General features: G+C 39.4%; 24 protein-coding genes and 1 other annotated feature. Of the genes, 12 read left to right on the top strand and 12 right to left on the bottom strand.

The window, feature by feature from the left end; genetic code table 11:
• Nucleotides 1-10 precede the first annotated feature (10 nt).
• Together DFR59_RS05345 and DFR59_RS05340 are read left to right on the top strand one after the other, a co-directional pair.
• The gene (locus tag DFR59_RS05345; RefSeq protein ID WP_114744571.1) at nucleotides 11-1,231 is read left to right on the top strand and encodes an MFS transporter; all 1,221 of its coding nucleotides are present in this window, start codon (nucleotides 11-13) and stop codon (nucleotides 1,229-1,231) included.
• A 66-nt stretch (nucleotides 1,232-1,297) separates the two neighbouring features.
• The gene (locus tag DFR59_RS05340; protein ID WP_114744570.1) at nucleotides 1,298-1,996 is read left to right on the top strand and encodes a DUF421 domain-containing protein; all 699 of its coding nucleotides are present in this window, start codon (nucleotides 1,298-1,300) and stop codon (nucleotides 1,994-1,996) included.
• Here the strand turns inward: DFR59_RS05340 and DFR59_RS05335 are convergent.
• The gene (locus DFR59_RS05335; protein ID WP_114744569.1) at nucleotides 1,991-2,386 is read right to left on the bottom strand and encodes a His/Gly/Thr/Pro-type tRNA ligase C-terminal domain-containing protein; all 396 of its coding nucleotides are present in this window, start codon (nucleotides 2,384-2,386) and stop codon (nucleotides 1,991-1,993) included. The genes DFR59_RS05340 and DFR59_RS05335 overlap by 6 nt on opposite strands.
• A gap of 326 nt (nucleotides 2,387-2,712) precedes the next feature.
• Nucleotides 2,713-2,943, bottom strand: a binding site (T-box leader).
• Between the two features lie 205 nt (nucleotides 2,944-3,148).
• Between DFR59_RS05335 and DFR59_RS20500 the strand changes: the two genes are divergently transcribed.
• From DFR59_RS20500 to DFR59_RS05315, 5 genes are all read left to right on the top strand, one after another.
• Complete coding sequence (locus DFR59_RS20500; RefSeq protein ID WP_281269338.1) at nucleotides 3,149-3,277, top strand: hypothetical protein; 129 nt, start codon at nucleotides 3,149-3,151, stop codon at nucleotides 3,275-3,277.
• 96 nt (nucleotides 3,278-3,373) lie between these two features.
• Nucleotides 3,374-3,625: a hypothetical protein gene (locus DFR59_RS05330; protein ID WP_114744568.1), complete on the top strand. Its 252-nt coding sequence runs from the start codon at nucleotides 3,374-3,376 to the stop codon at nucleotides 3,623-3,625.
• Between the two features lie 172 nt (nucleotides 3,626-3,797).
• Nucleotides 3,798-4,640, top strand: a complete 843-nt coding sequence (locus tag DFR59_RS05325; RefSeq protein ID WP_114744567.1) for a P-loop NTPase family protein — start codon at nucleotides 3,798-3,800, stop codon at nucleotides 4,638-4,640.
• Between the two features lie 81 nt (nucleotides 4,641-4,721).
• A complete protein-coding gene (locus DFR59_RS05320; RefSeq protein WP_114744566.1) occupies nucleotides 4,722-5,684 on the top strand; it encodes a helix-turn-helix transcriptional regulator in 963 nt (320 codons plus the stop codon).
• 74 nt (nucleotides 5,685-5,758) lie between these two features.
• Entirely contained in the window at nucleotides 5,759-6,394 is a 636-nt protein-coding gene (locus DFR59_RS05315) for a type 1 glutamine amidotransferase family protein (protein WP_114744565.1), read from the top strand.
• Between the two features lie 116 nt (nucleotides 6,395-6,510).
• Here the strand turns inward: DFR59_RS05315 and DFR59_RS05310 are convergent, their stop codons facing one another.
• The 9 genes from DFR59_RS05310 to DFR59_RS05270 all read right to left on the bottom strand — a co-directional run bounded on the left by DFR59_RS05310 (nucleotide 6,511) and on the right by DFR59_RS05270 (nucleotide 13,521).
• Complete coding sequence (locus tag DFR59_RS05310; protein ID WP_114744564.1) at nucleotides 6,511-7,230, bottom strand: MraY family glycosyltransferase; 720 nt, start codon at nucleotides 7,228-7,230, stop codon at nucleotides 6,511-6,513.
• 237 nt (nucleotides 7,231-7,467) lie between these two features.
• A complete protein-coding gene (locus DFR59_RS05305) occupies nucleotides 7,468-8,244 on the bottom strand; it encodes a class I SAM-dependent methyltransferase (protein ID WP_158538325.1) in 777 nt (258 codons plus the stop codon).
• Between the two features lie 94 nt (nucleotides 8,245-8,338).
• On the bottom strand, nucleotides 8,339-9,025 hold the full coding sequence (locus DFR59_RS05300; protein WP_114744562.1) for a DUF4825 domain-containing protein: 687 nt from the start codon (nucleotides 9,023-9,025) through the stop codon (nucleotides 8,339-8,341).
• Nucleotides 9,015-9,533 carry an RNA polymerase sigma factor gene (locus DFR59_RS05295; RefSeq protein ID WP_114744561.1) on the bottom strand — a complete coding sequence of 173 codons (519 nt, stop codon included), beginning with the start codon at nucleotides 9,531-9,533 and terminating at the stop codon, nucleotides 9,015-9,017. Before DFR59_RS05295 ends, DFR59_RS05300 begins: the two co-directional genes overlap by 11 nt.
• A gap of 140 nt (nucleotides 9,534-9,673) precedes the next feature.
• The gene (locus tag DFR59_RS05290; RefSeq protein ID WP_114744560.1) at nucleotides 9,674-10,276 is read right to left on the bottom strand and encodes a hypothetical protein; all 603 of its coding nucleotides are present in this window, start codon (nucleotides 10,274-10,276) and stop codon (nucleotides 9,674-9,676) included.
• 16 nt (nucleotides 10,277-10,292) lie between these two features.
• Nucleotides 10,293-11,612 carry a PD40 domain-containing protein gene (locus tag DFR59_RS05285; RefSeq protein WP_114744559.1) on the bottom strand — a complete coding sequence of 440 codons (1,320 nt, stop codon included), beginning with the start codon at nucleotides 11,610-11,612 and terminating at the stop codon, nucleotides 10,293-10,295.
• Entirely contained in the window at nucleotides 11,613-12,113 is a 501-nt protein-coding gene (locus DFR59_RS05280; protein WP_158538324.1) for an RNA polymerase sigma factor, read from the bottom strand. It abuts the gene before it with no gap.
• 183 nt (nucleotides 12,114-12,296) lie between these two features.
• Entirely contained in the window at nucleotides 12,297-13,115 is an 819-nt protein-coding gene (locus DFR59_RS05275; RefSeq protein WP_114744557.1) for an alpha/beta fold hydrolase, read from the bottom strand.
• Between the two features lie 121 nt (nucleotides 13,116-13,236).
• The gene (locus tag DFR59_RS05270) at nucleotides 13,237-13,521 is read right to left on the bottom strand and encodes a hypothetical protein (protein WP_114744556.1); all 285 of its coding nucleotides are present in this window, start codon (nucleotides 13,519-13,521) and stop codon (nucleotides 13,237-13,239) included.
• A 163-nt stretch (nucleotides 13,522-13,684) separates the two neighbouring features.
• Here DFR59_RS05270 and DFR59_RS05265 point away from each other — a divergent pair, with 163 nt between their 5' ends.
• Nucleotides 13,685-13,933: a DUF3949 domain-containing protein gene (locus tag DFR59_RS05265; RefSeq protein ID WP_114744555.1), complete on the top strand. Its 249-nt coding sequence runs from the start codon at nucleotides 13,685-13,687 to the stop codon at nucleotides 13,931-13,933.
• Between the two features lie 118 nt (nucleotides 13,934-14,051).
• Here DFR59_RS05265 and DFR59_RS05260 read toward each other — a convergent pair whose 3' ends face one another.
• Nucleotides 14,052-14,570 carry a PCYCGC motif-containing (lipo)protein gene (locus DFR59_RS05260; protein ID WP_114744554.1) on the bottom strand — a complete coding sequence of 173 codons (519 nt, stop codon included), beginning with the start codon at nucleotides 14,568-14,570 and terminating at the stop codon, nucleotides 14,052-14,054.
• A gap of 170 nt (nucleotides 14,571-14,740) precedes the next feature.
• Here DFR59_RS05260 and DFR59_RS05255 point away from each other — a divergent pair, with 170 nt between their 5' ends.
• The 3 genes from DFR59_RS05255 (at nucleotide 14,741) to DFR59_RS05245 (ending at nucleotide 17,888) form a co-directional block, all read left to right on the top strand.
• Entirely contained in the window at nucleotides 14,741-15,757 is a 1,017-nt protein-coding gene (locus DFR59_RS05255) for a S66 family peptidase (RefSeq protein WP_114744553.1), read from the top strand.
• A gap of 194 nt (nucleotides 15,758-15,951) precedes the next feature.
• A complete protein-coding gene (locus DFR59_RS05250) occupies nucleotides 15,952-16,518 on the top strand; it encodes an RNA polymerase sigma factor (protein ID WP_245948383.1) in 567 nt (188 codons plus the stop codon).
• A gap of 2 nt (nucleotides 16,519-16,520) precedes the next feature.
• On the top strand, nucleotides 16,521-17,888 hold the full coding sequence (locus tag DFR59_RS05245; protein ID WP_114744552.1) for a DUF4179 domain-containing protein: 1,368 nt from the start codon (nucleotides 16,521-16,523) through the stop codon (nucleotides 17,886-17,888).
• A gap of 390 nt (nucleotides 17,889-18,278) precedes the next feature.
• Here DFR59_RS05245 and DFR59_RS20025 read toward each other — a convergent pair whose 3' ends face one another.
• Nucleotides 18,279-18,446, bottom strand: a complete 168-nt coding sequence (locus DFR59_RS20025; protein ID WP_158538323.1) for a hypothetical protein — start codon at nucleotides 18,444-18,446, stop codon at nucleotides 18,279-18,281.
• Between the two features lie 36 nt (nucleotides 18,447-18,482).
• On the opposite strand from DFR59_RS20025, the gene DFR59_RS05235 reads away from it, so the two are divergent.
• On the top strand, nucleotides 18,483-19,160 hold a 678-nt coding region (locus DFR59_RS05235), incomplete at its 3' end, for an LD-carboxypeptidase (RefSeq protein WP_245948382.1).

The raw sequence follows: 19,160 nt of genomic DNA, 5'->3' as shown, positions 1-19,160 counted from the left end.
AGGTGTTTTTATGTCATTATGGAAAAATCGGGATTTTCTCCTTTTATGGGTAGGAAATACAGTATCAGTCTTTGGAAACCGGTTGTACATGATTGCTTTGATGTGGTATATCGCAGAGAAGACGGGGTCTTCTGTGGCTTTAGGATTGAGCGTTCTATGCTTCACCATTCCAACTGTGATTTTCTCTCCCATTGCTGGTGTCCTCTCTGACCGCAATCTGAAAAAGCAGCTGCTCATTTCAACCGATTTGCTTAATGGAGTTCTAATGATAGGGATGAGTTTATTGATACTAGCAGAATCTTTTCCCCTTGCGTGGCTCTACGTCCTTATGATTCTATCTTCATCTGTCTCAGCCTTTTTCTCCCCTGCCATTTCATCGACGGTTCCTTTAATTGTGCCGCAAGATCAATTGGCAAAAGCGAATTCTTTGACGCAAATGACCACCCAGATGTCGAATATCCTTGGACCGGCAATCGGGGGTGCGTTGATAGCCTTTACAGATATGTGGATCCTTTTTCTGATTAACGGAGTATCCTTTATTTTATCCGCTTTGTCTGAATCCTTTATCAGAATTCCGATTCTTGATTTGAAGAACAGACAATCAAAATTCATGGAGCAATTTAAAGAAGGCCTTCAGTATATTTGGCATTTCGGTCCCCTTCTACACCTTATTGCAGTTGGAGGGATTTTAATTAACTTTTTCCTTGCGCCTCTGCAGGTTTATATCACCATCATTTGCAGCCAGATCTTGCAAACAAGCGCAAGCACGATGGGTTTCATCGATGCATCCATTTCCATCGGTGCTTTAGCCGGAAGCCTGCTCATTTTATGGAATGTCTTTAAAAATAAAACGGCCATGGTCATTTTTGGTCTAAGCATTGAAGGCATCGCGCTGCTGATTGCAGGTCTTTTCTTACAATCCTATTTTGCCTTGATTTCCTTTGCCTTTGTTTTGGGGTTTGGGATCAGCCTAGCGAGCGTCGGGATTTCCACTTTGTTTCAGACACTTGTTCCGGATGACAAAAGGGGAAGGGTGGGCAGCGTCCTGACAGCCCTTTCGACGTTTATCGTTCCAATTGGCACGTTGTTTGGCTCGTTCATTATCAACTATATAGCCATGTCTTCCATTTTAAGCTGGTCGGGGCTGATCGTAGCATTATCAGGGATTTCATTGATCATTCCTTTTATGAAGAAAGCATTCGTGGAGAAAACAAAGGAAACTGCTGTGTAAGGGGTATTTGATGACTCAACGGGTGGGATAATAATCCTAATACGTAAATGTTAGGATGTTATGATTATGGAAATCACCATACCCGCCGTTTTACGCACGATTTTTTCTTTACTGATATTATTGTTGGTCACGTTTTTTATCGGAAAACAGTTGAATGCCCACAAAAACCATTATAGTTTTGCCCTATCAATTACCTTGGGGTCATTCATTGCCAATATGGGATTCGATACAAACTTGAAATTTTGGCCCCTTCTTTGGTCATTTATTTCACTTATCATCTTGTATATCATAGTTCTCAATTCTTCCTTTTACAGCAGAAAATTCCGGTCATTTTTCTCAGGAAAACCGGAACCGGTCATTGAAAATGGAAAAATCAATGAAGAAGCAATGAAACGGATCAAATATTCAATCGATAACTTAAATCAACATTTGCGAGAACAAGGGATATTTGACATCACCCAAGTGGAAATGGCGATTTTGGAATCCAGCGGAAATCTCTCTATCATGAAAAAAACAGCCTATGAACCAGCATCCAAATCAGATATTAATCCGATGATTCAAAATGTCCAATCCCTTCCTATTGAAGTGGTGATGGAAAGGAAACTGATTAAAGAAAACTTGAGGACACCTTATACAGAAAAGTGGGTTTTGGAAGAATTGCTGAAGAGACGAATTCAGCTTAATAACGTGTTCTATGCAGTCATCAGCTCGAATGGCACGCTATTTGTGGATGAATACAACAAGCAGAAGGCGTCTCCCTTATAAGGAGTGCCTTCTTTTGCGTGCGATTTTTATAAAGTCGCCAAGCCAGAAAAATTCAAATTTAACTGCACTTTTTTCCCTTACACTCAAATAATAATATTCCTTTTCTTTGTCACCAAGAGAAACAACATAATCCCAGCCTTCTTCCACTGCCTCGTTCAATTTTTGCTCATACGATAAATTCCGTTCATCCAGTTTTAAGTGGACTCCTGCCTGCTTCAATTTTCTCGCGATTTCAGCGGCAAATTCTGAATGATCTTCCTCGGAATGAGGCAGGATGATGGCAGAAACCACTCCTTCTTCTTTTTGTACAGAATTCAAGCGGCCTTCCATGAATTCTTGTAAATCCTTTTTTAGCATTTCCTCATTAAGTGATTGAAATGAATTTTGCATAATACTCTCTCCTTTTTATTATTTAATAAAAATAAAAAAACACACCCATCCCTATAAAAGGGACGAGTGTGATAAATACCCGTGGTTCCACCCAAATTCCGCTGGTTTTTCTTCAAAAACCATGCGGCACTTCGTATGCTTTAACGCAGCGTCTGCGGCATCGTTTGCTCAATGTTCCCCAATGCGGCTCCCAGGCGGTAAATGATATTCCCTATGTTTAGGAGTTCTCAGCACTCTCCCTCTCTGTCAAACCGGTGAAAATCACTCGTGTCCTGTTCTTTGCTTTTCTTTTTTGGAAAATAAAAACACACCCATCCCTATCTATAAATAGGGACGAGTGTGTGAGATACCCGTGGTTCCACCCAAATTCCGCTGATTCATCAGAATCGATGCGGCACTTTGTCGCTTTAACGCAGCGTCTGCGGCATCGGTTGCTCAATGTTCCCCAATGCGGCTCCCAGGTGGTAAGTCATTCCCCTGCAATCGGAAGTTTTCAGCTGCCCTTCCGTCTCTTTGAATGAGGTTGGAATTACTCATGTCCTGATCCAAGCATTTCGCTTTGATTGATTACTACAGAATATACACTACCTTCATAAAAGTTGCAATAGTCTGATAAACATTTTTTTACAAACTATTTTTTTATAATATCTCCTAGCCCTTTTTAGAAAACTAGTAAATTCGCATAAGCATGTCCCCTTAACTTTCATATCTTATGAATGTAAGAAGATATCTTCTATTTCCTTTTGAAAGGAGGTAGAATTCATGATTAACTTAGTTTCCATTCTTTTGGCAATCGGGTTGGGTGTCGTTTATATCTTAGCCTTGCTTTTGGGCACAGATGCACAACGCCAAGCAATCAGAGATGCCATCACAGCAGTTTTAGGTATGTAAGAAGAGTTTTAGGATCCTGATATCTTCTGCCCCAAGAAGCGGTTCTTCCGCTTTCTGGGGTCATACATTCAATATTATGGAAGGGAGGAACAATGGATGTCTGATGAAAAATCTTTTGATTTGGAATCTTTAATGAACGCAGCATCTCAACTGATGAAAAACGATCAACTTCTCGAAAATGCAGTAAAATTAATGGCTGATGACGGTGTATTGAAATCAATCACGGATATCTCTTCTTTGAAAGATTCAGTGGGTCAAGTGCGTGAGACGGACTCCAACAACAATGCAATCCTGCAAGAACTGAAAGAAATGAAATCCTTGCTGGAAGAAATCAAGCGCAGGATCTAAGTTTCCTACCCTACCACAACCTATGTGAGCAGTATGGCAAATGGCCGGCTATACTGCTCTTTGTATTGTTTGGAACGGAATGATTTACATAATAATATTATCGTTTTCTTGAGAAGGGATTTCTGGGTTGCTAAGCGAATATATTTCTTGAGATTCAAAAGGAGATTACGAAATGAGAACAAAATTGATATTGGTAGAAGGTCTTCCCGGATTTGGAAAATCCACGACAGCAAATTTCGTCAAGGAACTGCTGGAGAAGCAGAATGAAAAAGTAGAATTATTCCTAGAAGGGAATTTGGATCACCCCGCTGATTATGACGGTGTTGCCTATTTAACAGAGGATGAATTTGATTCGCTTATGAAAGAATTCCCTGAATATACAAAGGCAGCTGCACCATATACCCTTCAAAGCAAGGGCAATCATATGCTTATTTCTTATGTGAAGATGAAAAATGACATAGAAGCACCTGATGAATTCTGGGAAAAGTTGAGTTCCCGGGATATTTATGAACTTACCCTTGATGTCCATATGAAACTGATTACGGAACGCTGGGAAGTAATCGCGGAGCAGGCAGCAGCGAATGATGTCATTTATATTTTTGAGTGCTGCTTCATTCAAAACCCGGTGACCATGAGTTTGGTGAAATATAATGAATCTGACATTTTGGCCATGGAATATGTACAACGATTGGCTGCTGCTGTAGATAGCCTGAATCCCCTTCTTCTCTATGTTACTCAAAATGACTTGGAAAAAGCATTCCTTAGAGCTGTGGAGGTTCGACCTAAAGAATGGAGCACTTTCTTCATGGACTACTATTGTGGCCAAGGATATGGAAAAGCGAATGGATATGAAGGATTGGAAGGCACCATTGAAGTGTTAAAAAAACGTCATGAGTTGGAGATGAAAATCTTCCATTCTCTCAAAATGGAAAAATTCCTACTGGACAATTCAGCATTCGACAGGGAAAATCACCAGTCCCGACTTGAAGACTTGCTTAAGGGAACCAAAATTTAAAAAGGAAAAAGGACTCTTTTTGTCAGGGTCCTTTTATTTTGGTAAGTGAAGTAAGAAAAATTGATATAAAGGTGGAATTATATGCCTAAAATTGACAATATGTTAGCAATTCTATGGATGCTTCGTTCAGGTAAAAAAATTACTGCTAAACAAATTTCAGAGAAGTTAGAGATGAATATAAGGACTGTGTATCGTTATATTGATACCATTTCAACAAGTGGAGTACCTATTATTTCAGAACCAGGACATAACGGTGGATACACTTTAATGAACAATTTTATTGAGGCTCCTCTTTTTTTTGATTTTGAAGAGCAAACTTCACTATTTCACGCTGCTGTTTTTGCAGAAGAAGCCGGATATTATGGCGGTGAAGCACTGAATAGGGCCATTTCAAAACTAAGTAAACACTCAAATCAAGAGCAGGAAACAAAGATAAACCAACATATAACCAGTCTTGAAGTAATAAGTCGATTAAGTTCACTCTCTATGGAACCTTTATTGAAGGAGTTGGAGCAGTCCGTAGCTGACGGGTACTCAGTAAAAATTCTTTACCATAAAAGTGCTGAAAAGCAATTAAATGATAGATTAGTCGATCCGTACAGAATTATCTATTGGAATAACAAGTGGTATGTGATTGGATTTTGTCATCTTAGGAATGATATCCGTAGTTTTAGAGTAGATCGAATTGAAAGTCTTATGCAAACTGAGAATACGTTTAATCGGCCGGAAAATTTTTCAGCACGTGACTACTTTATAAAAAACCTTCTTCCAACAATAGAGGATAAAAAAGGGATTATGTCTTTGGTTCTTAATGGGGATAAAAGTGCACTGGATGATATTTGCCAACATTGGTTTTTAGGACATTATGTACAAGAACGGACTTCCAATCAAGCCGTTTTTCTTCTTGTAAAAGATGTGATACATACATATGTACCTTATTTACTTTTACCGTACAATACATCGATTAAAGTGATTGAGCCAATCAGTCTTAAGAAAAGACTTGTTGAAGTTCTGTCGGAATTAATAAAATTTCACCAAGTATGATAACTTCCCTGACGTTAACTGTCAGGGAAGTTTTTTTATAATAGCTATATCAATTGTGAATGGAGTGTTATTGGATGCAATCAACAAAAGCTTTTCTCTATGTCTTTAATACAATGTCGGACTGGGAATATGGATATTTAATTGCTGAACTAAGCTCAGGAAGATATTTCAAAAAAGATGTAGCACCTATAAAAGTGATTACAGTAGGAGCTGATAAGGAAATGATTACTACGATGGGAGGACTGAGCATAAAGCCAGATATTTCCCTTGATGAATGTACTTTTGAGAGTAAAGATCTTTTAATTTTACCAGGAGGGACTACTTGGAGTGAAGAAATTCATAAACCCATTTTGGAAAGAGTTGGCCAAGCCTTAAAGATAGGCACGATTGTGGCTGCCATTTGTGGTGCAGTTGAGGGCCTTGCGAATATGGGATACCTAGATTCTAGAAAGCATACAAGTAATAACTTAGAATATACTAAAATGGTTTGTCCTAATTATAACGGAGAAAAATCCTATGAGATGGGACTTGCGGTTTCTGATGAAAATTTGGTTACAGCATCAGGAGTGGCCCCTCTGGAATTTGCGATGGAAGTACTGAAAAAAATTGATGTATTTTCACAAGATACATTACATTCATGGTATAACCTAAATAAGACTCACAAACCTGAATATTTCTTCCAGTTAATGAATTCAATAAATAATAAATAAATGAAGTAACTAAAAAGCTCAATTTCTCTATTTTGATTGCAGAGAAGTTGAGCTTTTTAATTTGGTATTTCCTTATCGGTGTAAAACGCTTTTTTATCTTAATCGATCTGTTTTACCTAAATAAAACGATATTTACGTGGGATTTGCATGATAGCCAGAAGAATCATGAAACCAACTAGAAGAATCCACAAGAAATTAGAAGGAATTATGAACAGCAATACACCAAATAACATGGCTGTTAAAGAGCTGACTGTTGTTGACTGCTTTGACGGAAGTATATCTTGAAGATAATTATGTACAGTCAATGGCAGCGCCAAAGTAAAAATCGGTATATAAATTGCTGCCATTGAAGCCAGAATTAAGGACGTCGAAAGCACTGCTATTACGAAACCTATTAACGTTGTGAGCGTTCTTCCTACAATTACTTTACCTGAAAAGTAGCCTAATAGCAGGATCATTATAATCGTTAAACATGCACATATCCCCGTATTTAATACAAATGGATCACCTGTGAAGAAAGCAGATAATGAAAAACAAATGAATGAGACGAATGGCAGCAGTAAAATTGAATTATTTTGCACTTTTTCTACATTCATCACATTTGAGAGACTTATAAGAAGCAGTAAGGTAAAAGGAATCGTTAGATACCCCAATTCGATTAGATTTAAATTGCCAAGATTAATATAGCTAACCTCAAGTTTGCCCATCATTATTACTATGAGTGCCGCAAAAATTTGGCTAATCACTTCAAAAACCCTTGTTGATTTTGAAGCTTGAAACAACTTTCCTGTAATTACAATAGCGACGATGTCAATCAGTAGAGCCGTATATAACACATTCTCGCCTCCCCCATTTAAAATGAGAACAATTTTGTCTTAATTTTCATTTTAACATAAAATTCCATATTCATTAATAATAGGATGGTTGAAAAATTTCAATATGGTAAGATCCATAAAAAGAGAGATGCTAATTGCTATACAAATTAGCTCTCCAATTAAGTTTCTATTTTTTATTTTCACTCCTAAAGCTCATTCGACAAAACCCTTTAAAAACCTGGTGGTGACTGTCACCAATCACTTTCTTGCCATATATAATCTTACTTCCTGTGGAACGGTTATGTTCGCACCATTACTGTCTATATAATCTCTCACTTCATCTAGGATAGCCTTTCGCTTATCTTTATCTATTGAATGAAAGTCAGAGTAAGAATTCATCAATCTCAGATATCTATCAGTAGTGTATTCATCATTCCATCTATAAACTTTGTGCACTGGATTACTAAATAAGTTATTGGTTTGAATTTGTGAAATTCTTAGTTTATGCAAATCCTCGGCTTCATCTAAACTTATATAGTCATCAAGCTCAGGAGCATATTTTCGATATATCTTTCTTATTTGATCCTGCATTTCAGTTTTTGGTTCAATAATAGAACCCAAATGCCAGAATACAGCCATCACTCCATTTTTTTTAAGGAGATTGTATCCTTTAGGGTACCCAACCTCCGGCTTAACCCAATGAAATGCTGTAGCTGAAAAAATTAAATTATATATTTCCGGTTTTGTATGAAAATCCTCAAAAGACAAAGGCAAGGCATTAAAATTTTCATAAGTACAATATTTATCTAATAAATATTCTACTTGATTTTCTCCAAGCTCTAATCCGGTAATAGGATATCCATTCTTTACGAAATAATCTGTCGCTTGCCCTGGACCTGAACCTATTTCAAGTACGGATGAATCACTTGTTACCATCGAATATTCAACAATATCTCTAAATAACTCTGTTGGATAACCCGGTCGTGCTATTGCATAATCAGAGATTATATCATTAAAGACATGTTTATTTTCCAAAGTAGCAACCATCCTCTTCTGATTTCATTATTTTAATCTTTGACCATCTGAGACTTGTGATTATTCCATGTTGAGGTCCCTGTCACCTGTAGTGTTAGTTGTCGTAGATTTCTTTTTTCCAGAGCTTTGGGTTTTTGGTGTATTCACTTAAGTCCCTGCCGAATGTTTTTTCGAGTTCGGACCTAGTGTATTCATACGTTTGGACGGGATCGGTTTCAACGATCATCTTCACTTGATCTGCATTATCGATTAAAATCAGACAAGCTGCAGCATTGGTCAGCATTTTATCCTTTAATCCTGATTGTGTGAACGCGTCAAATTGTTTGGAGTTTTTGGAAGCATACGTAATCGTCACTCCGTAAGATGCAGTTTTCGTCTGTAGTGAAATTTCTTTCACCAGTCCTCCCCCAGGCAACGAATGTGCAATCTGGATGACCTTGCTGTTATTCCCCACATATGGGGTCTGTAGTTTAGAAAGATCATACAAATTCATAGTTTCTCCCGCATAAGCAAAATGTTTGGCCGTTCCAGTTTCAGATCCTGCTCCGTTGTGATGCACGGGTTTCAGTGCCGACATGCCGATAAGCACAATGATGAAAAGGGTTGCCAATCCTGCTGCTGCCTGAACAATAACAGGTGTGAACTTCCATGTTCTTTTCGGCTTTGATTCAGTATTCAAAATTTGATTCAACATTTGACCTTTTTCTCTATCCGAAAGGCTTGGTTTAGGAAGATTCTTCAGACGGGATTCCAATCTTGCATCCGTTTCTCTATGCATCATAATCACCTCCTAGTTTTCTTGCCAATGCTTCTTTTGCCCGATAATAGGTAGAGCGGACTTTTTGTGGACTCCAATCCAGAATGGCGGCTGTTTCGTCAACGGAAAATTCCTTGATTCCCCGTAAAATCAAAACGTCGCGGTAGCTCCCCTTTAATTTATGGATGGCGTCGTAAAGCGCCCGGCTGCTTTCATTCATTTCTGCCATACGCTCAGGTGAAGGTCCACCGTTATCAGACTGTAAAAGTTCATGTTGAAAAATGGCGGCCAGTCCGAATCGGGTTCTTCTTTCGCGCCTGATTTTGTCCGTTGCTGCATTTAATGCGATCCTGAAAAGCCATGTTTTAGGTGTGGAGTTTCCGTTGAATGATTTGATTCCGTTGAGTGCTTTTATAAATACCTCTTGTACGAGGTCTTCTGCATCCGATTTGCCCAAACGATAATAAAAATAGTGGTAAAGATCATCGCTGTATTCATAAAACCACTGTGTAATCCGCTCTTTTTCAGTCATATGTCTTCCCCCAATTACCTTCTCAACAACATTAGACGATTCACATCCCATTTTATCGCAGTAAAAATGAAAAAGTTTAGATTCGACAAAATATAACAAAAACCGGGAGGTGCCTGTCACTTTGGCATCTCCCGGTTTCTTTATTGGATGGATTTGATAATGGATTGGAGTGTTTCGTTGTTGATTTTGCTGCTGATGAAGTGCAAATCATATGCTGCTTTCTGGTCTGGCCGGATGAAGAAGACATGTGTTTCTGTCTGCTTTTCTCCGTTCAAGGCATCGGTGGTCAATTTAACGATGACCGTTTTCACCGGGGCACCTTTTACATCTTCTGTCGAAAGCACTTCATGATGATTCGGCAGCAAACTTTGAACATCATCAGAATAGCCAAGTCCATCAATGCCGCCGATTGCCTCGCCGTTTACCTGGAACCCAGCTGAATCAAGACCTTTTTGAATACTCCATTCTTTCGGAACCTGAAGTGAAATGTGGTCAAGCTTCACCGTGTTAAAATAATCCTCTGAAGAGCTTTGAGCTTCTTCTCCATTAGTATCTTTTTGTTCTTCCTTTTGTGAGTTCCCTTCTGCATCTTTTTGATCAAAGCTGCTTTTCTCACTTGCGGATCCATTTTTTGCGTGCTCCTGCACATCTGTCTTTTTCTCAACAGGTGCGGAATCCTGGCTGGAACACGCCGCAAGGCTTAGCGCCAGGAACAGCACCGATAATTTCAAAAACCATTTCATTCCCTTTTCCTTCCTTCTATTTAATGGTCAATGTCAATTCAATCAAACGGAAGTGGCTTCCTTCTTCTGTGTTTTCATTTCTTGTCAGAAGGATATGTTTCCCGTCTTTTGCCCAAGTCGGCATTCCGTCATCAAACTTTCCGCTCACCATATATTTGATCGGACTAGTGGATGGAGTCTGATTTTCCACCTGCTTTTTGACTTCTTTAAGCTGTCTTTTTGAGAATTCATTTTTAGTCAATGTGGTGATTTGACCATTGGTAGTATCGAGAGCCATTACATCCCGATATGTTGCCTGAATTATGGCTGATGGTGCATCTTTTAACTTCAGATTCTCCTCGCGTTTTTGAACAAAGGCGATGAATCTCCCATCCGGCGACCAGGAAGGCTCACTTCCTTCAGTCAGTTTTTCTGCATTCGATCCATCGGAATCAGCTAGCCAAATAAACGTTTCCCCTTCAGCTGATGTCCTCGTAAATGCGATCTTATCTCCCAATGGTGACCAAACAGGGCTGCCACCTTGCGTTATTTTCTTCAGTCCTGAACCATCTGCATTCACTTTCCATACCTCATTTCCCACAACTTTTGCTCCATGCGGTTCAACGATTTTTTCACCAAGTTTTGAAAATAAAAGGGTCTCACCATCCGGTGACCAATTAGGATGTTCATGGAATTCTTCGTTTGAGGGTGGATCTGTCACCTGTTGAAGAACCGTTCCATCTGCATTCATGATCCAGATGCCTTCTTTTCCGTTTTTATAGCCCGCAAAAGCCAACCTTTTACCATCTGGAGACCATGCTGGGTCGTGCATGTATTGAAAGTTATTTAGAGGAAAAACCGTTTTTTCTCCATTTTCCGTCTGTAATCTCCATATTTGATCGTCTTTAGAATAAATGACTTCTTCTCTCCCCATCCCAGGTCTATAGGATGGAGCAAGTGCCGCGCTTTCTCTCAGGTCCGCGATCGTTTTTATTTCGACCACCGATATGTCGGAAGCACCAGCTGGTGGAGTGGCACCAAATGCATTCCATAGGAGCGATAAAGCTACAACCGCAGCAGCCCCGAGCGGCAGCCACTTTCCTGCCGTTTTCCAGCTGAAACTCTTTTTCTTCGATTTCTGTGCAGCCTCTTCCTCACGAATCCGCTTTGATACGCGATCCATAAACGCCTGTGATGGCTCGGACTGCTCGAGCTCCATTGAATGAATCATTTCAGCGGTTTCGAACATTTTTTCTAAATCTTTGTCTGCGGTTATTCCCATCGGATGGATGTCCTGGCGCTCATCATTCAGCCAATCGATGTAGTCAGACAACATTTCTTCTTTATTGAGTGCCATTTATTGATCCCTCCCTGCCGGCATTTGATGCAGCTTATTTTTCATTTTCTCTATTGCCCTGAATTGTATGACCTTCACCGTCGACTCATTTTTCCCAAGCAGGGCTGCCGTTTCCTTGACGGAATGCCCTTGAATGAGTCTGCAGGTGACAACCTTTAATTGATCCTCATTCAAAATCGAAAGGGCCCGTTTGATTTCGTCTTTTTCTTCAATCAATTTCTCCACGTTTTCGCTGCTCGAATGATTTCCTGCTTCCTCACTCAGCGGAAAAATCTGCGCGGTCCCTTTCGTCCGCCATTTATCGATGATTAGATTCTTCGCAATGGTCTTCAGCAACGCAACTACATTAACGCTGCCTTCCTGATAACGCTCGCCTGATCGGATGGCCTTAACAAAAACCTCCTGCGTCAAATCCTCCGCTTCTTCTTTATTTCTCACCCGTGTATAGACATAGGCGAAAATTTCTCGTCCATGCTCCCGCCAAATCAATTCCCAATTCACAGTACTGTTCCCCTTTAAACGTTTAATGGTGTTGACCAGTCTATTATGAAAAACGAACGGATATCCAAAAAGTTACATAAGAATAATTTCTTCACAAAAAAACGCCGGAACCCCGGCATCTTAAATTGGTTTATTTGATTTTTTCTCCTTCAGAAAAACCTGAAAATCAAGATAAAAAAATCCCTAAATGGAGTACCGAAGCCTCTTAAGCCAATCCCTTACAAGACTCTGCACCAATTCCCTTTTGTCGAATTGCAGCATGTGCCCGGCATCCTCGAGCACAGCAAATGTACCATTAGGGAATTTGTCCATTAACTTCATTTGATTTCTCCAGCCGGCCACAGTATCTTTTCTGCCTAGCATAAACAAAGCCGGCTGTGTCCATAACTCTTGTGTAGAAAATGGCTCCTCCTGCAAAAAGTATCTCTCTTTTCCCCAATCGGAGGTCAAAAATTCACGATTAGCCAATTCACGCCCAGGCTGGATCTCAGCAAGAAAATGGGTCAAATTCTTTTTTGTCAGCCTGATCATCAACGTTTCCATTGCAGCCTTGATATCCTCATCTACTCCCTCAAACCAGTCATCTTCCCGTTCAACGACGACTTTCTCCGGAGCTGAAAATTCTCGATTGTGGACAGCAGGTGCGAGCAGGCATATTCCTTTCGCCCGATCCGGCATATAATGCATGATCCCTTGCGCCAAGTAGCCTCCATATGAAGATCCGACAAGGGCAAATGATTTTTGATCAAACGTTTGATTAACAAAATCCAGCAAATTTTGCACACTATCATCAGTGGAAGTAAAAGTATCCGTGATGCTACTTTTCCCATGTGCAGGCAGATCGACATACACCCTCTGGAATCCACTCAGCTGATCAAATATCGGTTCCATCCATGCTTTCATGGACCGATGATCCGTTCCCATGGCATGCAAAATCAACAGTGGGAAGCCTTCCCCTGCTGTTTCATAATGAATGATACCTTTTTGTACATGACAATTCATGTAAACCCCTCACAATATCATTATGTATAACTATTAAGTTTCGCTGAAAAACTATTTTTTCCTTCAAATTAAAAAACCACAGCAGCAAGTACTGTGGATGCGGCTTTTGGAGGTGGTTCCCTCAACCTGCGCTTTCATCTGTAGTTTTCTTTAATCTTATCCGCTGATTCAAAAGCTTGACACTTGTTCCCCCAAGTGCGGCAGAAACACCATTTATGAGAACAGCAGTCAATGCGGTATTTACGGCTTCAATGGAAAATGTGTAGATAAATCCGAACATCATACTTAAAAATACCATCAAAAGAACACTCAGCTTAGGGTAAAAATACAAGGATGCACCGGTCAAAAGAAATACAAATGATCCGATCACCAAAAAATGATTGCCTGTATCCACTGCCGTTTCCACATCCACACCACCTTTTAAAAAATCCGTTCCATTCAGATACTCATTTAATTAGACGCGGAAAAAGTGAAAAAAGTTTCGGGAATTTCTTCTTTTCTATTTTTTAAATTTTTACACAACCCTTGTGGTATAATATGGGTAAGGTGAAAGAATTAGGGGGTGCAGCATGAACTATATATTATGGGCAGTCTTGGGATATGCCGTTATCAATCTCATTTTCCTCCCTGTTCAATATCTTTATGTCCGTGGCATGGAAGACGAGCAAAAGAGATTGAATAAGAAACAAGGGAAAATGTACGATGACATGGAAGCCGGTGAACTGGTTCTTCATTACGGTGCACAGGGCAATATGCTATTCCTTCCAGCCAATGTCCTTGCCGGTTTTATCTATAAAATCCGACATCCAAAAAATTAATCGACGAACAGCAGCCTCTTTATAAGGGCTGTTTTTTATTTCGCTAAATCTTTTCTCATTTCCTGCAAAAATAAAAAAAGACCCAATCCTGTTTTGGATTCGGTCTCCCTTTTTCTCATTAAACTTCTGGTGTCGGCGTCGGTTTTGCGTATCCTGTCTTGTATTGCTGATCAATCATCGCACGGATTTGTTTTACACTCATGCCCTGCTGCTTCGCTTGAATGGCTTTTTCAGCAATGTCGAGGCAGACGCCGCATTTTGTTCCATGATCATCCCAAACGACTGACCCGTCTTTGTGGTTTTCATGAATGTAGCAATCGTAGTTGTTCATATGTCCCACTGATTCCCCGCAGCCGCAATAGCATGGGATTTTTTCAAGCAGCTCCCTGTTCTGGGCAACCGCCAAATAGATATCCTGCATTTTCTGCGGCTTATTTTTCATGAAGCTCGGCAAAATAGTTGCTGAACTTGTCGCTTCACGGATATCTCCATGGTTCATAGCTTCCATTGCATTATGATCACCATGAGCGGCCTGCTCTCCATTGTTTTTTTGAGAAGGATTTTTCGCTTCATGATTTGCACAAGCTCCCAATAAGGCGAGCGGGAAGATCAATGTAAGAAAAAGTACTTTTCGCATGTAAAAATTCGCTCCTTGTTCATTTTGTAGTATTTTAGCATGAATCTTCTGATTAGACCCAACACCATTATGGACAACTTTTAACATTTTCATGACTATCATAGAAGAAAAAGGGATTCCTATGTTTTTGTCGAATGGTAGTCAAATGGTTTATGGAAAGGAGTTTACATATGATTACTTATCCATTATTAAAAGCGAACACGGTGATTGGCATTACCGCCCCCTCTTCCGGTGTACCAGAGGAACTGCACTCCCTAGTCAAACAGGCTTGCAGCAAACTGGAGAATGAAGGATTTAATACGATAATCGGGGATACGGTTTGGAAGCAAGAAAAAGCAAAATCCTCTCCGGCCACTAAAAGAGCCGCAGAGTTCATGGAAATGATGCAGGAGGATGCAGTCGGCCTCATCATCCCGCCATGGGGAGGAGAGCTGCTGATTGAAATAATCGAAAAATTGGATTTTGATAATATCAACCCAAAGTGGATTTTGGGCTACTCCGATACGAGTGTCTTGCTTCTGGCCATCACATTAAAAACAGGGATTGCCACGGCACATGGAGTCAACCTCATTGACATGCGCGGAGAATACACCGATGAAACAACGGTGATGTGGCATAAAGTATTAACGACCGAAAAGGATGGAATGGTTGTTCAGGCCTCCTCCTCTTTCTATCAGCACAAATGGGATCACGAAAACCCTTCTCCTTGCGTGTTCCATTTGACGGAGAAAACGGAATGGAAGACCGTTTCTGAAAAAGAGGAACACTTTAAAGGAAGGCTGCTCGGTGGATGCATTGATGTTATCCGCCACCTTATAGGGACACCGTATGGTGAAGTAGCAGCGTTTCGCGACCAACATATCAATGGTGAGAACGTCATTTGGTATTTAGAAAACTGCGAAATGAATACGACCGATTTGAGAAGATCCCTCATTCAAATGAAGCTCGCTGGCTGGTTTGAAAATACTAGCGGCATTCTGTTTGGCCGAAGCAGCGCCAACCAGCCGGTGAATGGCTACACAGCTGAAGATATTTATCAGGAACTTGCAGATGAATTCGGCATTCCCATCATCTATGACGTGGATTGCGGGCATGTCCCTCCTCAGATTACTTTTGTGAACGGTGCGTATGCTGAAGTGGAAGTGAAGGATGGGAAAGGGAAAATAGTTCAGCATTTTAAATCATGATAGTGTTAATTTTCAATGGTAATTTCATTTAAACCTATGTAAAAACGCTTGGATTTCTCTAAGCGTTTTTACTTTTTGTGTTAACCTTTCTAGGATATGTTTTATTCCCTCTCTAAAATAATTAAAAAAATTATTATAAATATTGAGCAAAACCTCTCTTTGTTCTATCTAATAGTAAGGAGGAGGAAAAAGAAGTGAAACTAACTGCCCTGCTAAATACAAATATTCATAAAAAGAAAGGATTGGTTGCATTAGCTAAAATCGGCGACAATGAAGCATTTTCTACATTAATTCATGAAAACAAAAGAAACCTTTATCGCATAGCAAAGGCCATGCTTTATCAAGAGCTGGATATAGAGGATGCCATTCAATATACAATCCTCAGTGCTTATCAAAATATTAAAAAACTAAAAAAAGACGAATATTTTCGTACATGGCTCATTCGAATTCTCATTAATCATTGCAACAATATCTTAAGGTTAAGAAAAAGAACCATCTCTCTCGAGGAATTAAGTTTTCCGTCGGCATCGTATGAAGATACATATAAAGATATGGACTTACAAGAAGCCATTTTCTCCTTAAAAGAAGACCTTCGGATAGTCATTATTCTTTTCTATTATGAAGACTTGCCTTCAAAAGATATAGCCAAGCTTTTAAAAGTCCCCGAAGGAACAGTGAGATCGAGATTATCGATTGCAAGAAAATTTCTTCAAAAACAATTAAATTTGGAGAATGAGAATATGGATACGGAGGATATTTAAATATGAATCATTTTATAGACAAAAAAATCAAAGAGGAGCTATCTAAAAATCTTATTACCCTGCCTAGTGATTTAGATAGTAAGATTCATAAAACAATAGCCAGTCTCCCAACTAAAAAGAAACGGAGGATTGAATGCTATCTATTACCGATTGCAGTCAGCTTATGTCTTCTCATCCTGTCAGTTTTTAATGTACCTACTTTCGCTAACATTTTTCCGATTTTGACTTCATTAGAGAAGTTTGTTCATATCGGTGGAAACTATGAAAAGATTTCAGATAACACATTTTTTTCCTCTTCTGTAAATGGAGATAAGCTAACCATTACGAATACAATATTTGACGGATTCCAATTAATGGTTTCCTATAAATTGGAGAGTAATAAGCCATTAAACGAAAAACCCAGCATGAATACTGACAAGACCACACTAAGCGGGAAAGGCGTAGATGGAAAACCAGACGAACAGAGAGAATATGGAGAATTCACGGATAAACTTCATAAGAAATATAATGGGGTTATCTTATTTACGTTGAAATCAGGCAATTTCACTTCAGATTTCAATAGTAATGGCCGTATTGATTTAGGAGAAAAAATGTTAAATGATCAACAGATTAATGTGAATCATATTCCTGATAAATTTTCACTAAATCTTGAACTCAAAAATATTCACGAAGAAGCAAGCGATTCAGACTGGTCCATGACCATTCCTATCACAAGTGAAAAAGCAAAAGGAAATGTGAAAGAAATAAACATTAATAAGAACATCTCGGCTATTCCGGGTACCAAAGTGGAGAAAATCATATTGACACCAATTAGACTTTATATCCAAAGTATTGTAAACGAGGATTCGGCCTTTTTAGATTATCTTGTCGTCGATGATCAAGGTAAATCACTAACATGGCTTGGCGGTCAATCAGCCGGGCATTATAAAGGAAAACAGCGAGTACTAAGTTATTATGCCAACGATGATGTTAATCTAAAAAATTTAACTCTTATTCCATTCAAACTAAATAAATCAGTCAATGAAAACCAGTCAAATGCACAGTCTATAGAATTAAATTCTAATAGAAAAACAATCATTCCATTAGACAGTAAAAGAAACATAACTATTACTAAGGCCCTAGAAAAAGACGGCAAGACCTATCTTTATTACGAATCACCTTATCCTATAAATCATTACCTTCCATTTGTACTTATCGATAAAAATCAAAAAGTACTGATTCGAGACCTTGAGGAAAGTATTTCTGCTTCCAAAGAAAATCAATCCGTTTTAGTTTACAACCAACCTCTTTTAAACAAAGATATAAAAGTACAAAATGTAAATACGATCTATTATGACAAGGCATATAAAGTCACTCTTTCAACAAAATAAAAAAATGGCACAAAAATAGAAAAAGGAAGTTCCAAAGAAATCACATAGGAACTTCCTGTTAATTAAGGAATGAACATTTTCGATGATTTTGATAATTAAAATGATGAACAAAAATAAGCAATTGGACAATCCAGGCACAAGGTTCCAAATCAATTTCTTTGAACGCATTTTGTTAGCGATCAATGGTCTGCGCTGGATTACAGGAATCAGGAAAAATAGAATGACTATGATTAAAATGAATAGGTCGAAGATCATTGTACCTGATCCGCCGCTTTCGTCATCTGTCACACTTTCCTGCTTGGAGGACTCTTTTTTTCTATTTAGTGGAAGATGCATTCTTCTCCGTTTTTTTCTCCTGTTTACCCCAATAGTTGTATCTATTTGTTCTTCCTACTTCTTCTCTTCCTCAGATGATTTTTCGACAGTTGTGCTTGCTTCTGCCATCTTCGGCTTTAAGGATGCGTACATGCCGCGGTATTTGTCTTTTGCATCATCCATGGCTGCACAGATTTTATCCTCATATTTATAGGTTCCATAATCGTAGAAATTCTTTACCAACCCTGCTTTTGTGTCAGCTCCTGTTCGAGTTTCCCATTGACTAACACCCGAGCAGTCGGCCTCATCATCCCGCCATGGGGAGGAGAGTTGCTGATTGAAATAATCGAAAAATTGGATTTTGATAAAATCAACCCAAAGTGGATTTTGGGCTACTCCGATACGAGTGTCTTGCTTCTGGCCATCACATTAAAAATAGGGATTGCCACGGCACATGGAGTCAACCTCATTGATATGCGCGGGGAATACACTGATGAAACAACGGCCATGTGGCATAAAGTATTAACGACTGAAAAAGATGGAATGGTTGTTCAGACCTCCTCCTCTTTCTATCAGCCCAAATGGGATCACGAAAACCCTTCTCCTTGCGTGTTCCATTTGACGGAGAAAACGGAATGGAAGACCGTTTCTGAAAAAGTGGAACACTTTAAAGGAGGGCTGCTCGGTGGATGCATCGATGTCATCCGCCACCTTATTGGGACGTCATATGGAGATGTAGCAGCGTTTCGCGAACAACATATCCCTGGTGAGAACGTCATCTGGTATTTAGAAAACTGCGAAATGAATACGACCGATTTGAGAAGATCCCTCATTCAAATGAAGCTCGCTGGCTGGTTTGAAAATACTAGCGGCATTCTGTTTGGCCGAAGCAGCGCCAACCAGCCGGTGAATGGCTACACAGCTGAAGATATTTATCAGGAACTTGCAGATGAACTC

The organism is Falsibacillus pallidus, assembly GCF_003350505.1.
Lineage (GTDB): Bacteria > Bacillota > Bacilli > Bacillales > DSM-25281 > Falsibacillus > Falsibacillus pallidus.
This window is presented reverse-complemented; position numbering and strand designations above follow the sequence as displayed.

Excerpts from the sequence above, each read along its gene's own strand:
- DFR59_RS05275 (WP_114744557.1), bottom strand. The coding sequence starts at position 13,115 with ATGAATTGTCATGTACAAAAAGGTATCATTCATTATGAAACAGCAGGG.
- DFR59_RS05245 (WP_114744552.1), top strand. The coding sequence starts at position 16,521 with ATGAATCATTTTATAGACAAAAAAATCAAAGAGGAGCTATCTAAAAAT.
- DFR59_RS05340 (WP_114744570.1), top strand. The coding sequence starts at position 1,298 with ATGGAAATCACCATACCCGCCGTTTTACGCACGATTTTTTCTTTACTG.
- DFR59_RS05325 (WP_114744567.1), top strand. The coding sequence starts at position 3,798 with ATGAGAACAAAATTGATATTGGTAGAAGGTCTTCCCGGATTTGGAAAA.
- DFR59_RS05295 (WP_114744561.1), bottom strand. The coding sequence starts at position 9,533 with ATGACTGAAAAAGAGCGGATTACACAGTGGTTTTATGAATACAGCGAT.
- DFR59_RS05335 (WP_114744569.1), bottom strand. The coding sequence starts at position 2,386 with ATGCAAAATTCATTTCAATCACTTAATGAGGAAATGCTAAAAAAGGAT.
- DFR59_RS05345 (WP_114744571.1), top strand. The coding sequence starts at position 11 with ATGTCATTATGGAAAAATCGGGATTTTCTCCTTTTATGGGTAGGAAAT.
- DFR59_RS20500 (WP_281269338.1), top strand. The coding sequence starts at position 3,149 with ATGATTAACTTAGTTTCCATTCTTTTGGCAATCGGGTTGGGTGTCGTT.
- DFR59_RS05290 (WP_114744560.1), bottom strand. The coding sequence starts at position 10,276 with ATGAAATGGTTTTTGAAATTATCGGTGCTGTTCCTGGCGCTAAGCCTT.
- DFR59_RS05265 (WP_114744555.1), top strand. The coding sequence starts at position 13,685 with ATGAACTATATATTATGGGCAGTCTTGGGATATGCCGTTATCAATCTC.
- DFR59_RS05300 (WP_114744562.1), bottom strand. The coding sequence starts at position 9,025 with ATGATGCATAGAGAAACGGATGCAAGATTGGAATCCCGTCTGAAGAAT.
- DFR59_RS05255 (WP_114744553.1), top strand. The coding sequence starts at position 14,741 with ATGATTACTTATCCATTATTAAAAGCGAACACGGTGATTGGCATTACC.
- DFR59_RS05260 (WP_114744554.1), bottom strand. The coding sequence starts at position 14,570 with ATGCGAAAAGTACTTTTTCTTACATTGATCTTCCCGCTCGCCTTATTG.
- DFR59_RS05330 (WP_114744568.1), top strand. The coding sequence starts at position 3,374 with ATGTCTGATGAAAAATCTTTTGATTTGGAATCTTTAATGAACGCAGCA.
- DFR59_RS05315 (WP_114744565.1), top strand. The coding sequence starts at position 5,759 with ATGCAATCAACAAAAGCTTTTCTCTATGTCTTTAATACAATGTCGGAC.
- DFR59_RS05320 (WP_114744566.1), top strand. The coding sequence starts at position 4,722 with ATGCCTAAAATTGACAATATGTTAGCAATTCTATGGATGCTTCGTTCA.
- DFR59_RS05285 (WP_114744559.1), bottom strand. The coding sequence starts at position 11,612 with ATGGCACTCAATAAAGAAGAAATGTTGTCTGACTACATCGATTGGCTG.